The sequence below is a fragment of the Enterococcus hirae ATCC 9790 genome (assembly GCF_000271405.2).
Classification (GTDB): domain Bacteria; phylum Bacillota; class Bacilli; order Lactobacillales; family Enterococcaceae; genus Enterococcus_B; species Enterococcus_B hirae.
In genome coordinates this window covers 357,986-371,209 of the sequence record NC_018081.1, presented here as the reverse complement: position 1 = coordinate 371,209, position 13,224 = coordinate 357,986, and the positions used below count along the sequence as shown (strand labels likewise).

12 protein-coding genes and 1 tRNA gene are annotated in these 13,224 nt (G+C 36.3%); 11 read left to right on the top strand and 2 right to left on the bottom strand.

Going from position 1 to position 13,224, the window contains the following annotated elements; translation table 11 throughout:
- Window positions 1-91: 91 nt before the first annotated feature.
- The 7 genes from EHR_RS01820 (at window position 92) to upp (ending at window position 7,625) form a co-directional block, all read left to right on the top strand.
- Window positions 92-676, top strand: coding sequence for a thymidine kinase (locus EHR_RS01820; RefSeq protein WP_010719999.1), 585 nt, complete (start codon window positions 92-94; stop codon window positions 674-676).
- Between the two features lie 2 nt (window positions 677-678).
- Window positions 679-1,752 carry a peptide chain release factor 1 gene (gene prfA / locus EHR_RS01815; RefSeq protein WP_010719998.1) on the top strand — a complete coding sequence of 358 codons (1,074 nt, stop codon included), beginning with the start codon at window positions 679-681 and terminating at the stop codon, window positions 1,750-1,752.
- Window positions 1,745-2,584 (top strand): peptide chain release factor N(5)-glutamine methyltransferase, encoded by an 840-nt coding sequence (gene prmC / locus EHR_RS01810; protein WP_010719997.1) that lies wholly within the window; start codon window positions 1,745-1,747, stop codon window positions 2,582-2,584. The genes prfA and prmC overlap by 8 nt, the downstream gene beginning before the upstream one ends.
- Before the next feature lie 190 nt (window positions 2,585-2,774).
- The gene (locus EHR_RS01805) at window positions 2,775-3,806 is read left to right on the top strand and encodes an L-threonylcarbamoyladenylate synthase (protein WP_010738400.1); all 1,032 of its coding nucleotides are present in this window, start codon (window positions 2,775-2,777) and stop codon (window positions 3,804-3,806) included.
- Between the two features lie 231 nt (window positions 3,807-4,037).
- Window positions 4,038-5,282 (top strand): serine hydroxymethyltransferase, encoded by a 1,245-nt coding sequence (glyA, locus tag EHR_RS01800; RefSeq protein ID WP_010738399.1) that lies wholly within the window; start codon window positions 4,038-4,040, stop codon window positions 5,280-5,282.
- A gap of 532 nt (window positions 5,283-5,814) precedes the next feature.
- Window positions 5,815-6,762 (top strand): alpha/beta hydrolase, encoded by a 948-nt coding sequence (locus EHR_RS01795; RefSeq protein ID WP_010738398.1) that lies wholly within the window; start codon window positions 5,815-5,817, stop codon window positions 6,760-6,762.
- 233 nt (window positions 6,763-6,995) lie between these two features.
- Window positions 6,996-7,625: a uracil phosphoribosyltransferase gene (gene upp / locus EHR_RS01790; RefSeq protein WP_010719993.1), complete on the top strand. Its 630-nt coding sequence runs from the start codon at window positions 6,996-6,998 to the stop codon at window positions 7,623-7,625.
- 391 nt (window positions 7,626-8,016) lie between these two features.
- On the opposite strand, the gene EHR_RS01785 is transcribed toward upp, so the two are convergent.
- Window positions 8,017-8,259, bottom strand: a complete 243-nt coding sequence (locus EHR_RS01785; RefSeq protein ID WP_010719992.1) for a hypothetical protein — start codon at window positions 8,257-8,259, stop codon at window positions 8,017-8,019.
- 119 nt (window positions 8,260-8,378) lie between these two features.
- On the opposite strand from EHR_RS01785, the gene EHR_RS01780 reads away from it, so the two are divergent.
- The 3 genes from EHR_RS01780 to EHR_RS01770 all read left to right on the top strand — a co-directional run bounded on the left by EHR_RS01780 (window position 8,379) and on the right by EHR_RS01770 (window position 11,323).
- Window positions 8,379-8,451 (top strand) — tRNA-Thr (locus tag EHR_RS01780).
- Window positions 8,452-9,296: 845 nt separating this feature from the next.
- The gene (locus EHR_RS01775) at window positions 9,297-9,704 is read left to right on the top strand and encodes a hypothetical protein (protein WP_010738397.1); all 408 of its coding nucleotides are present in this window, start codon (window positions 9,297-9,299) and stop codon (window positions 9,702-9,704) included.
- A 137-nt stretch (window positions 9,705-9,841) separates the two neighbouring features.
- Entirely contained in the window at window positions 9,842-11,323 is a 1,482-nt protein-coding gene (locus tag EHR_RS01770; protein WP_010738396.1) for a helix-turn-helix domain-containing protein, read from the top strand.
- 207 nt (window positions 11,324-11,530) lie between these two features.
- Here the strand turns inward: EHR_RS01770 and EHR_RS01765 are convergent, their stop codons facing one another.
- Window positions 11,531-12,472: a glycosyltransferase family 2 protein gene (locus tag EHR_RS01765; RefSeq protein WP_010738395.1), complete on the bottom strand. Its 942-nt coding sequence runs from the start codon at window positions 12,470-12,472 to the stop codon at window positions 11,531-11,533.
- A gap of 216 nt (window positions 12,473-12,688) precedes the next feature.
- On the opposite strand from EHR_RS01765, the gene EHR_RS01760 reads away from it, so the two are divergent.
- Entirely contained in the window at window positions 12,689-13,174 is a 486-nt protein-coding gene (locus tag EHR_RS01760; RefSeq protein ID WP_025480548.1) for a methylated-DNA--[protein]-cysteine S-methyltransferase, read from the top strand.
- Window positions 13,175-13,224: the final 50 nt, after the last annotated feature.

Genomic DNA, 13,224 nt, shown 5'->3' with positions numbered 1-13,224 from the left:
AACGTTTTTACCAGATGAAAAATTCTCACTGTAAAAAATAATGAAAATCAAGTATAATACCATAGGAACAAACTGGAAGGTGAGCAAGTAAATGGCACAACTATTTTTTAAGTATGGCGCAATGAATAGCGGCAAGACAATTGAGATCTTAAAAGTCGCACATAATTATGAAGAACAGAATAAACCAGTTGTCTTGATGACAAGTGGGATCGATACCAGAGATGGTGTTGGTGTTGTCTCTAGTCGTATTGGGTTAAAAAGAGAAGCCACGCCGATTTTTGAAGAAACAGATGTCTTTGATGTCATTTTTCAAATGGAGGATAAGCCATATTGTATATTGATCGACGAGGCGCAATTTTTAAAGAAAAAACACGTAATTGCGTTTACGAAAATTGTTGATGAATTAAACATTCCGGTGATGGCATTTGGTTTGAAGAATGATTTTAGAAATGAGTTATTTGAAGGATCAAAATATCTATTGCTTTATGCAGACAAAATCGAAGAGATGAAAACGATCTGCTGGTTCTGCCATAAGAAAGCAATCATGAATTTACATTATATCGATGGTCAACCAGTTTACGAGGGGGATCAGGTACAAATTGGTGGAAATGAAGCCTATTACCCCGTTTGTCGGAAACACTATTTTGAACCATCAATTATGACAGAAGGAGAATAAAGATGTACGATCAATTACAAGCAATTGAAGACCGTTATGAAGAACTGGGCGAGCTACTAAGCGATCCAGAAGTAATTTCAGATACGAAACGTTTTATGCAATTGTCAAAAGAAGAAGCAAACACTCGTGAAACTGTTGATGTCTACCGTCGTTACAAAGATGTCGTACAAGGGATCAAAGATACAGAAGAGCTGTTAGGTGAAAAGTTGGATGATGAAATGGCTGAAATGGCCAAAGAAGAATTATCTGATTTGAAAAAAGAAAAAGAAGAATTAGAAGAAAAAATCAAAATCTTATTACTACCAAAGGACCCGAACGATGATAAAAACATCATCATGGAAATTCGTGGGGCAGCAGGTGGAGATGAAGCAGCGTTATTTGCTGGTGACTTATTCAACATGTATCAGAAATATGCAGAATCACAAGGTTGGAAAACGGAAGTGATGGAGGCAAGTATTACTGGTATCGGTGGCTATAAAGAAGTCATCATGATGATCTCTGGAGAAAATGTCTATTCAAAATTAAAATATGAAAGTGGTGCGCATCGTGTACAACGAGTGCCATCTACAGAATCACAAGGACGAATCCACACATCAACAGCAACCGTTGTGGTCATGCCAGAAGCAGAAGAAGTAGAAATCGATATTGAAGATAAAGATATCAGAACAGATATCTATCATGCATCAGGGGCTGGCGGTCAGCACGTCAATAAAACAGCATCGGCAGTTCGTCTAACTCATTTACCTACAGGAATCGTGGTAGCAATGCAAGATGAACGTTCACAGCTGAAAAACCGTGAAAAAGCCATGAAGATTTTACGGGCCCGTGTCTATGATAAAATCCAACAAGAAGCACAAAGTGAATACGATGCAAACCGTAAATCAGCCGTTGGAACGGGTGATCGCTCTGAGCGGATCCGTACGTATAATTTCCCGCAAAACCGTGTGACTGACCATCGTATTGGTTTAACTATCCAAAAATTAGATCAAATCCTTGCTGGAAAAATGGATGAGATCGTGGATGCGTTGATCATGTATGACCAAACATCAAAATTGGAAGAAATGCAAAATGGGTAAGACCACGTATTTAGAAGTCCTATCACGGGCTTCTTCTTTTTTAGAAGATCATGGAAAAGAAGGACATAGTATCCAATTTCTTTTTCTTGAACGTAAAGGTTGGCAAAAACTTGATTGGTTGTTGCAGATGAATGAGCCCATTTCTAGCGAAGATCAACAGATGATCGAACAAGATCTGGAGCATTTGATGAACAATTATCCGCCTCAATATTTGTTGGGGTATGCTGACTTTTATGGTCACCGCCTAAAAGTGACAGAGGACACTTTGATCCCTAGACCGGAAACAGAAGAATTAGTTGAACGATGTTTGCAAGAAACGTCAGAACAAAACTTGAAGGTCATAGATATTGGAACAGGAACAGGGGCAATTGCGATCAGTTTAAAAGCTGCAAGAAAGAACTGGGACGTTTCGGCTGTGGACCTATCTCCAGCAGCTCTCTCAGTAGCGAAAGAGAATGCGCAACAAGCTGGACTGGCGATCCATTTTTATCATGGAGATACACTGGCACCGGTCAGTGATCAAACCTTTGACGTCATTATTTCCAACCCGCCGTATATTCGTTTCGATGAATGGGAATTGATGGATGAAAGTGTTCGGACATTTGAACCTAAAATGGCATTATTTGCCGAAGATGAAGGATTAGCCATCTATAAAAAAATAGCAAAAGAAGCAAAACAATGTTTGAAACCAGAGGGAAAACTATTTTTGGAAATAGGATTTAGCCAAGGGGAGATCGTGAAACAAATCTTTCAAACGGCATTCCCCAATAAACAAGTAAGTATTCATAAAGATTTATTTGGAAATGAACGAATAGTTTCTGTGATGAGCTGATTGTGGATGAAAAATATTTTTTATGTTTTTTATCATAAAAAAACATTGATTTTACAAGGATGAAAACGAGTTATTGACTTATCAACATACTTATCCACTATTGACAAAATAGTTATCAACACTCTGTTGATAACATGAGGATAAAGTAGAATAAATCAAGCATATTGAAAAATGAGGGTGTGGATAGACTGTGGAAACAAACTATTATCATGAAGAACAATTATCAGAAGCAGCACAAGCATTAAAAAGTGGCGAACTCGTTGCTTTTCCAACTGAAACTGTCTATGGACTAGGCGCTAATGCACTTTTGCCTGAAGCGGTAACCGAAGTGTTTTCGGTCAAAGGTCGTCCACAAGATAATCCTTTGATTGTCCATGTTTCATCGTTTGAGCAAGTAAAACAATTTGTGGATAACTTTCATCCTTTAACGGAAAAAATCGTCAATCATTTCTGGCCAGGTCCCTTAACACTTATTTTTGAGATCAAAAAAGGGTCTTTACCACCTATTGTAACAGGTGGGTTATCCACAGCTGCTTTTCGTATGCCAGATAACAAAAAAACGCTTGAAGTCATCCAATTAGCTGGTATACCAATTGTTGGTCCTAGTGCGAATACTTCGGGAAAACCTAGTCCAACGACTGCGGAACATGTCTACCATGATTTAAAAGGAAAAATCAATGGGATCATTGATGATGGTGCAACCCGAATTGGTGTGGAATCAACCGTGATCGATCTCAGTGATCCGGATCGTGAACCCATGATTTTACGTCCAGGAGCGGTGACCAAAGAACAGCTTGAAAAAGTGATCGGTGGAAAGGTGGCCGTTGATCGTCATTTAGTCCAAAGCACTGAAACACCTAAATCACCAGGAATGAAATATAAGCACTATTCGCCTGATACGCAAGTCATGATGGTCCAAGAAAATGATTGGGAAGCCGCTGTAAAATGGGCGAAAGAAGAACATTTGCGTGTTGGAGTAATTGCAGGTCCTAAAATTGCTGAAGCTGTTCGTTTTGATGTAGCAGCAGTCTACATGTATTTTGATGATTCAGTAGAAGCCGCTACGAAAGGATTATTTGCAGGATTACGTGGGTTAGATGAGAAGAACCTTGGACTTGATATGATCTTTGTTGCAGTATTTCCAGAAGAAGGTCTGGGAAATGCTTATATGAATCGCTTAAAAAAATCAGCGGGACAAAAATATTTTGAAAAAAGAACGTAGGTAGCTTGTACCCATACTTTATTATGATACAATGCAATAAAGTAAACTCTACTTGAATAAACTTGAATAAAACTGAGAGATCATGTTCAAAAGAGAAAGAATCAGCAATCATTCGTGAGATGTAGCTTTTTACAGCGATCTGAATGACCAGTTAAGGATTTTAGCTGATCGTGCATAGATTGCTAGTTGATTCATGATTTCTTAGTAAACAATAAGAAGGAGCTGTTGTGTGTGGTAGACTACAAAACGTTTGACCCAGATTTATGGGCAGCAATCGCAAAAGAAGAAGAAAGACAAGAAAATAATTTGGAACTTATCGCTTCCGAAAATTTTGTCTCTGAAGCAGTGATGGCGGCTCAAGGAAGTATCTTGACAAATAAATATGCAGAAGGTTACCCTGGGCATCGTTATTATGGTGGCTGTGAATTTGTCGATATCGTCGAAAGTTTAGCGATCGATCGTGCAAAAGAATTATTCGGTGCAAAATTTGTCAATGTTCAACCTCATTCTGGTTCACAAGCGAACACGGCAGCATATCTTGCTTTAGTAGAACCTGGTGACACGATTTTAGGGATGGATCTTTCAGCAGGTGGACATTTGACTCATGGTTCTCCTGTGAACTTTAGTGGAAAAACGTACCATTTTGTAGCCTATGGTGTTGATCCAACAACAGAAGTCATTGATTACAATGTTGTGCGGATTTTAGCTAGAAAACATCAACCAAAATTGATCGTTGCCGGAGCAAGTGCCTATGGTAGAATCATTGATTTTGAAAAATTTAGAGAAATCGCTGATGAAGTAGGTGCGAAATTAATGGTTGATATGGCACATATCGCTGGCTTAGTTGCAGCTGGTGTCCATCCAAGTCCAATCCCTTATGCGGACATTACTACGACAACCACTCATAAAACATTACGTGGACCACGTGGTGGTATGATTTTGACCAATAATGAAGAATTAGCGAAAAAAATCAATAGTGCAGTTTTCCCTGGCATCCAAGGTGGACCACTAGAGCATGTCATTGCAGGGAAAGCAGCAGCATTCAAAGAAGCTTTGACACCTGAATTTAAAGAATACAGTGAACAGATTATTGCTAATGCCAAAGCGATGGCAAAAGTCTTCAATCAAGCAATCGGTACAAGAGTGGTCTCTGGCGCAACGGATAATCATTTAGTTTTAATCGATGTCCGTGGATTAGAGTTAAACGGGAAAGAAGCCGAAAGTATTTTAGATAGTGTGAATATTACGGTTAACAAAAATTCAATTCCATTTGAAACACTTAGCCCGTTCAAGACTAGCGGGATCCGTATCGGTACTCCAGCAATTACTACAAGAGGCTTCAAAGAAGAAGATGCTGTGAAGGTGGCGGAATTGATCGTCAAAGCTTTACAAGCCAAAGAGAATGAAGCCGAATTAGCTGAAGTCAAAGCTGGTGTGCGTGAATTGACTGAAAAATATCCTTTATATAATAAATAAAAGGAATAATCACTACAAAACGAGTCGCTTAACGCAAGAAGTACCATCAGCAGACATAAAAAAGCAACTGTTTCAAAATTCTTAGTTTGCTAAAATTTATTGTATATTAAAAATAATCCGAAGAATCCAAAATCGCTTCTCCTGTTTTTGGAATTCTTTGGATTATTTTTTGAAATGGCTTATTGTGTGTGGACACTTTTTCAAGGGAAAGTTGTTGGAATCGCTTCTTTTGGGTGTTTTAGTTTTATTTAGGCAAAAGTTTTCTTCTATCGATGCAGCACGAATACATTGGTGAAATCTATTTAAAATAGCCTGAGATATAGGACTGAGATGGATTAGGTATGGAAGTGTTGAGGTTTTGTTTTAATGAAGGGATAAACTAAGACGGAGGTACTGGGGGAAGTATGGGGAATGCTTATGTTGACTGAGTTTGAGAGAAAACAAACAAACTGATTTTTTGACTTTTTCATTGGGGCTCACTAGTATATGAGGTGTAATTTGGCTTTTTATTATAATCTAGGGAGGAACCATGATGACCGAACGAATCTCATTAGAAAAATCAGCAATCGAATTTAGTGATGCAAATGCTCCCCACCCAAGAATCTACGAATTACCACCTGAAGAAGGACGAGCGCTATTAGAAAAAGTCCAAGAATCGCCCGTTGATAAACTACCAGTCGACATTGAAGATTTAAAGGTTGATACTGGTCAATGGGGGTCCATCAACGTTCGTTTTGTCCGTCCAGAAGGAAATACTGATAAATTACCAGTGATTTTCTATATTCATGGAGCTGGTTGGGTTTTTGGTAGCGCACAAACTCATGACAAGTTGATTCGTGAATTAGCCGTTCGCACGAACTCGGTCGTCGTTTTTCCAGAGTACAGCCGTTCGCCGGAAGCAAAATATCCAACAGCGATCGAACAAAGCTATGCAGTCTTACAAAAGCTAAGTGAACTAGCGGAATCAAAAGGGTTAGATTTAACTGAATTAGCGGTAGCGGGCGATTCAGTTGGAGGTAATATGGCAACTGTAATGACTATTTTAACCAAAGAACGCCAAGGGTTGCCGATCCAAAAACAACTTTTGTTTTATCCGGTGACGGATGCCAATTTCACTACTGATTCTTATCAAGAATTTGCCGAAAACTATTTTTTAACAAAAGAAGGAATGAAATGGTTTTGGGACCAATATACAACTGATGATTCAGAGCGGTCAGAAATCACCGCATCACCATTACGAGCGACTTCTGAAGACTTGGCAGACTTACCACCAGCTTTGATTTTAACTGGTGAAGCGGATGTTTTAAGAGACGAAGGAGAAGCTTATGCTCGGAAGTTACGTGATGTAGGTGTGGCAGTCACCCAGGTTCGTTTTCAAGGGATGATCCACGATTTTGTGATGGTCAATTCATTGGACCAAACCAATGCTACCAGAGCAGCGATGCTTTTAGCGACTCAGTGGTTACAGCAGGATCGATGATCCTATTTATATAACCAGATATATGTAATATTAATCTGACTAAAAGACAGTAAAAATAACAAAAAAACTCATTGTTCAAAGCTTTTTTGTTATTTTTTACTGCTTTTTTTATTTTTGATTACTGTTGTTTTATTTATTTTATTTTCTTTTGAAAAGTTGTTGGTTTGACTAGTCAATTGGGTCTTTTTGTTTTACAATTAAAAAGAAACGACAGAACAAAGGAGACCAGAAAAATGGGCAAATTCCAAGTAATCGACCATCCATTGATCCAACATAAACTAACTATTATTCGTGACAAAGACTGTGGAACAAAAGTTTTCCGTGAGGTTGTCGACGAAATTGCTATGTTGATGGCATATGAAGTATCACGTGACATGCCATTAGAAGATATCGTAATCGAAACACCGATTACAGAAACAACTCAAAAAACGTTATCTGGTAAAAAAGTAGCGATCATTCCGATTCTACGAGCAGGTATTGGGATGGTTGACGGTATTTTAGAATTGATCCCAGCTGCGAAAGTCGGACATATCGGGTTATACCGTGACGAAGAAACATTTGAACCTCATGAATATTTCGTAAAATTACCTGAAGATATCGATGCACGACAATTATTTGTTGTTGACCCAATGTTAGCGACAGGTGGCTCAGCGATCATGGCGATCGATGCATTAAAAGAACGTGGCGCTTCAAATATCAAATTTGTTTGTCTAGTAGCTGCTCCAGAGGGTGTAAAAGCTTTACAAGAAGCACATCCAGATATTGACATCTACACAGCTGCATTAGATGAAAAATTGAATGAACACGGCTACATCGTTCCAGGTCTAGGCGATGCAGGGGACCGTTTATTTGGTACGAAATAAAAATAATAAACGCTAAGGCACCAAACCATAGTAGGATTTCTTATTCTATTATGGTTTTTTGTTTGTTATTAATTCTAGTAATTTATCATGGTTTTGATAGAAAGTAGTTTATTCAAAGAATAGCTGCAAGAAGATGGATCAAAGAATATACGGAATTTGAAAAAACGGATGGAGTCTTGCAGAATCTTAAGTGAACAAGAGGAACAGCAAAAGAATAGAGGATAGTTTTTGACATCTCATAAGTCTTTATTGATGTGAGAAAAAAACTATTTTTAAGTTAGAGAGAACAATAGGCACGTTTATGATGCCATGAATGGAATAAGTGATCCTAGATAGTTGATGAAATTTTTCAAATAAAAAAACATCCCAAAAAACGCAGAGATGGTCAGTGTTAAATTTTCTTCAATTCTTTGTAATTGATGATGATTACACCTTTGCTTTGTGTCATTAAATTGGCATTTTCATCTGTTTTGTCAATTTCAACCACAGCCGAGTTTTTCAGTTGTTTTGAAATTGTTCCAGTTTGCGGTGTTCCATGAATCATAAATGTCACGTGAGTGTCGATCGTAAATTTTTCCCCAAATTCTGACGGTACGATAGTTGTATCAAATTTTCCAAACGTTGCCATTTTCATAAAACCTGCCTTTCAAATCAATTATACCACGTTTTATGAAAAAAATCATGAAATAGAACGAAATTTACACTTGTGCCTTTACAAATTTTTAAAATACGTATATAATTTCATATGGAAACGCCAGCTTAGCTCAGTTGGTAGAGCAACGCACTCGTAACGCGTAGGTCACAGGTTCGATTCCTGCAGCTGGCATCATTTATAAAAGCAACGATCTCAAAGATTTTTTATTTTGAGATCGTTGCTTTTTTTCGTAAGGAATTTGAAAAGAAGAGGAAGGAACATCATTAAAAATAGCGGATACGGGGATGTCGATTCTGGATCTGTTTTACTATTCAATAACTGCGAAGAAGCATCAAGATCTGGTTCTTCAACCAATTTTTTAAACATCAAAATTAGTAGATTCTACTAGTTTTGATGTTTTTTTGTTGAACAAATGACAGCCATCAAGTGCTAAAACAGATGGAATCATAAAACTGTTGAAAATTAAAGGAGTTTGGCACAACTAGAGGTTTCGTTCTTTTTTATAAAAAACTAAGTGGGATTTCTAATAAATGTAAAATTATGGATAGGAAAAAAGCGGATAGGAAATGATTTTTTTCTTAAATCAAGTCAATTATTTGGCACATTATTCCTTTTTTTGCTATCTAAGTCGCCTTTTTTTTCACTGTAAATATAGATTGCTAATTTTTAAAATGTTATACCGATTTTTTTATTGGTTATTTATTTGTCGTTATTAATGATAGCAAACTAGTTCTGTAGTTGTATTTTTATATTGAAATAAACGATGGTCTGTATGATCTTGCTTCATGACCTTCTGATTTAAAAGTTGAAGAAATTTGACGATCAAAAAAAATTCACTTGAAATTAGTTATTTATTTTTCATATTTATATGCAAACATCAGCAAACCTTCATAATACTATTATTTTTTATTTTAAAAGTGAAAAAAATAGAAAAAACGGAAAAATTGGTGTTTATTCAATAAAAAACACTCTATTCTAATTATATATTTGAATTTATTTTAAATTAGGAGGGAAAAATGAAAAAGAAAAAAATTTATCAGGTATTGGTGATGGGGTTAGTTGTTGGTCAGGTTCTTACTAACGGGACAACATTTGCTTACGCAGCGACACTTGAAAGAAATCTTTTGGATGAGAGCAAGTTTTCAGATGAGCGTATGGATGCATTGAATGATCAGTATCAACCAGTTACTTATGTTTACCATAAAATAACGATAAATGAAGCGCCTAAAATTCCTAGTCAACTTCAAAATAAAGAGCTTGTTGAAACTCAAAATATAAATAAAAATGAAGTAAAACAGATCGTTTATCAAGTTCATCAGCAAATAAAACAGCAAATAAAACAACAAATAAAACCAACTACACAGCAACAAATAAAACAACGAAGTTTGTCAAAAACGAACGAAAAGAACCTTTCTAGCCTCTGATTCGAAATGTTTGGAATAGGATTCAATGCTCTTGAAAACTATCAGGTCTTTTGGAAAAAGAGCAAAACTGAATAATTAACATACTTCTAGTGTATTGAATTCATCTACTGGAAGTAATTAGGGAAAGGAATGGCGAAATGGATATCGTTCAGTTGCTAGATGAAAACTCAAAAATGAAAATTAAACTTCTGGAACTTATTCAGACAAAACTTGGTGAAAGAGTAGAAATCTCTTTTTTAGCGCAGAAAACAGGTATATCTAAATTTAAATTAAGTAAATTAATTCATGAGTTGAAAATGGAGCTAGAACAGAAATTATGCTTAAATGATTTTTTTGTCGTAAAGCGGGGCGTTATTCAAGTATATTCTTTTATTTGTGATGAGAACATTCTTAAATTACGTCAGCACTATTTAAATAGTTCGCTAACTTATCAGCTGCTTATTTTCCTGCTGTTTTCAAACCGACCGATTAATAAATTTACGACCGATCATTACATTTCAAATTCTTCTTTATATCTTTATAAAAAACGAATCAATAAATTGTTAGAAAAAGATCATCTCATTATTAAGAAAAATAAGATAGTAGGGAATGAATGGAAGATTCGCTCGGTAGGATATGGCATTCTCCATAATTTGAATGGGATTGATTCCCCTTTTACTGAGCAACAAAAAAATCAAAGTGACCGGCTTGTATTTTGGATCGAACAATTTTTTAGGATTAGAATCCGTAATAGTTTACGTTATAAATTATCTTTATTTCTATCAATCAGTGCGCTTCGGATTCAGAGAAAAGCGTATTTGGATGAAGCACATCTGACGATCAAAGTTGATCAGACCTCAATATTGGTTCAAAAACTTGCAGGAAAATTGAAGACAGAGTACCAAATATCAGATACAGTAGCAGTAAAAGAAGCTTCAGTCTTGTATGCCTATTTATATGTTAATCGGATCATTGATAAGAAGTCTTGTCTAGATTTTTCTGAACTAGATCCGACACTGTCAATTTTTAACAATAATTATTCAAGTATGCTAAAAGGTATTGCTGATTCAACTTTTGTTGATCAACGTCTGTTTAAAGTGTTATTGAAAAATGTGCAACCGCTACATGAACGGTTGTTATTTATGCCCGATATCCATCATCGTTTTGGAAATATCCATAATTTTCAATTTTTAAGAGAAGAATATCCTTTATTTGATCAGAAAGTCAATGAAACCATTATGGAAACAGCTCGTTCTATTTTACTTAATGAAGAAGAAAAAGCAGATTTATACATGTACTATATGATGGAATTGATTGAAAATTTTCCCTTAGAAGCAGTTGAAGAAGCTGTTTATATTACGTTGGATTTTTCTTATGGAAAAGCGTATGAAGAGTTTATTGCAGAACATCTCCAATATTCCTTAGCTGGAAAAATAGTCATTGAAAAAGTTATTTCTTCGAAAACGGATATCTATATTTCTGACTTTCATTTAGGAAACCTTCAATGTACCCATATCTTATGGCAACGATTGCCCAACAATCATAATTGGCAAGAACTAATTAAACAAATTAAACAATGCATCAGCGAAAAAAATGTCGTAAATCAAAAGGAAACGTCCAATGTTTCCTCTACCAGCTAGTCTTTTTTCTTTACCTGCCTATAATGTGACAGAGATTCATTCAATAGCTTTATCGGAATGTTATTGTTATGTTTAGAAGTAATGTATTTGCTAACTAGAAAAATAAAAAACACCTGAAATCAAACGCTCATTTCAGGTGTTTTTTTATAGAGAAAACCTTGGCACGAAGGGAGAAAATCTCGAAATAGAAATAGTTATTCTCACGACTTATTCTTTTTCACGAGAAACGATGGTTTGTTCTGTTTCACGTATGATATAAACGGGGCGTTGTTTGGTTTCAAGGAAAATTTTACCAATGTATTTGCCAATGATCCCTAGGCATAGTAATTGGATGCCGCCGATAAATAAAAAGATCGATACCATTGAAGGCCAGCCGGCTGTCGGGTCACCAAATAATAAGGCTCGTGCAATGATAAATAAAATAGCAATTCCCGAACCAATACAAGAAAGAGCGCCAGTGAAAGAGGCGATCGTTAGTGGTGCATCTGAAAAATTGACGATTCCATCAATCGAATAATTGAATAATTTCCAAAAGGACCAAGAGGTTTCACCAGCCACTCGTTCACGGTTTTCAAAAGAAAGATACTCTGTTTTGAAACCGACCCAACTAAATAATCCTTTTGAAAAACGATTGTACTCGGTTAACTCTAAAACAGCATCAACCATCTGTCGAGTCATCAAACGGAAATCTCTTGCACCATCTACCATTTCTGTGTCACTGATTTTATTGATCAACTGATAGAACCGTTTAGCGAAGAAACTCCGAATCACTGGTTCTCCTTCTCTTGTTGAGCGTCTCGTTCCTACGCAATCAATGTCAGTTGTCGTGATTTTTTCAATCATGAGTGGTAGTAATTCTGGAGGATCTTGTAAATCAACGTCCATTACTGTGATTAGCTCCCCAGTCGAAGCTTGTAAACCCGCATAGAGGGCAGCTTCTTTTCCGAAATTTCGAGAAAAAGAAACGAATCTCACATATTTATATTTTCTCGCTAATGCTTTAATGGCTTGTAGCGTACCATCTGAGGAGCCATCATCAATAAACAAGTATTCAAACTCGTGTCCGTCTTTGAATTTTTCTACTTCATCGAAAAAAAGCGGTACAGTCTTTTCTTCGTTATAGCAAGGGACAACAATTGATATTTTCATATGATAAATCCTTTCAAGCAAATATTATTTGTTCGAACAGAATAGTAAATAAACTGTATTTTCTGTTACTTAAGTAATCATCATTTTTAGTTTATCATTAAGCTGACACTTAATAAAACTTTAAATTGCATTTTTAGCTAAAATAATACAAGATAAATAAAATAGTAGAACGGTAGAGGAGGGCAAGTCTAGTTCATTCAGGATTAGACGATGAAAATGAAAATAAATACGCCAATTGGAGAACTATGGTTAGATGCAGATCAGAATGGGTTGACGAAGGTTTCGTTTCATCCGATTGAAGAAATGGCGGTAAATGGTGCACAGGATCAAGGAAAGAAACAAGAAATCCTACTTGAAACAGAACGTCAATTGGCTGAGTACTTTGAGGGAAACCGGCAGGACTTTCAACTTCCGTTATCAATAAACACAGGCACGATTTTTCAACAAAAGGTTTGGCAAGCATTACAAGAGATTCCTTATGGAGAAATACGCACATATAAAAAAATAGCAGAAACCATTGATCATCCCAAAGCGGTCCGAGCAATCGGACAAGCGAATCGCATGAATCCATTACCAATCGTGATTCCATGTCATCGAGTGATTGGACAAAACGGTCAATTAACCGGTTATATGGGAAATGCGGAAGCTGGCTTATTGATCAAACGTCAACTACTTGTATTAGAAAAAGCACTATCTGAATAAAAAAGAACTGGAATTATTTGACCTAAAAACCACCCCTTCGCCCTGAAATA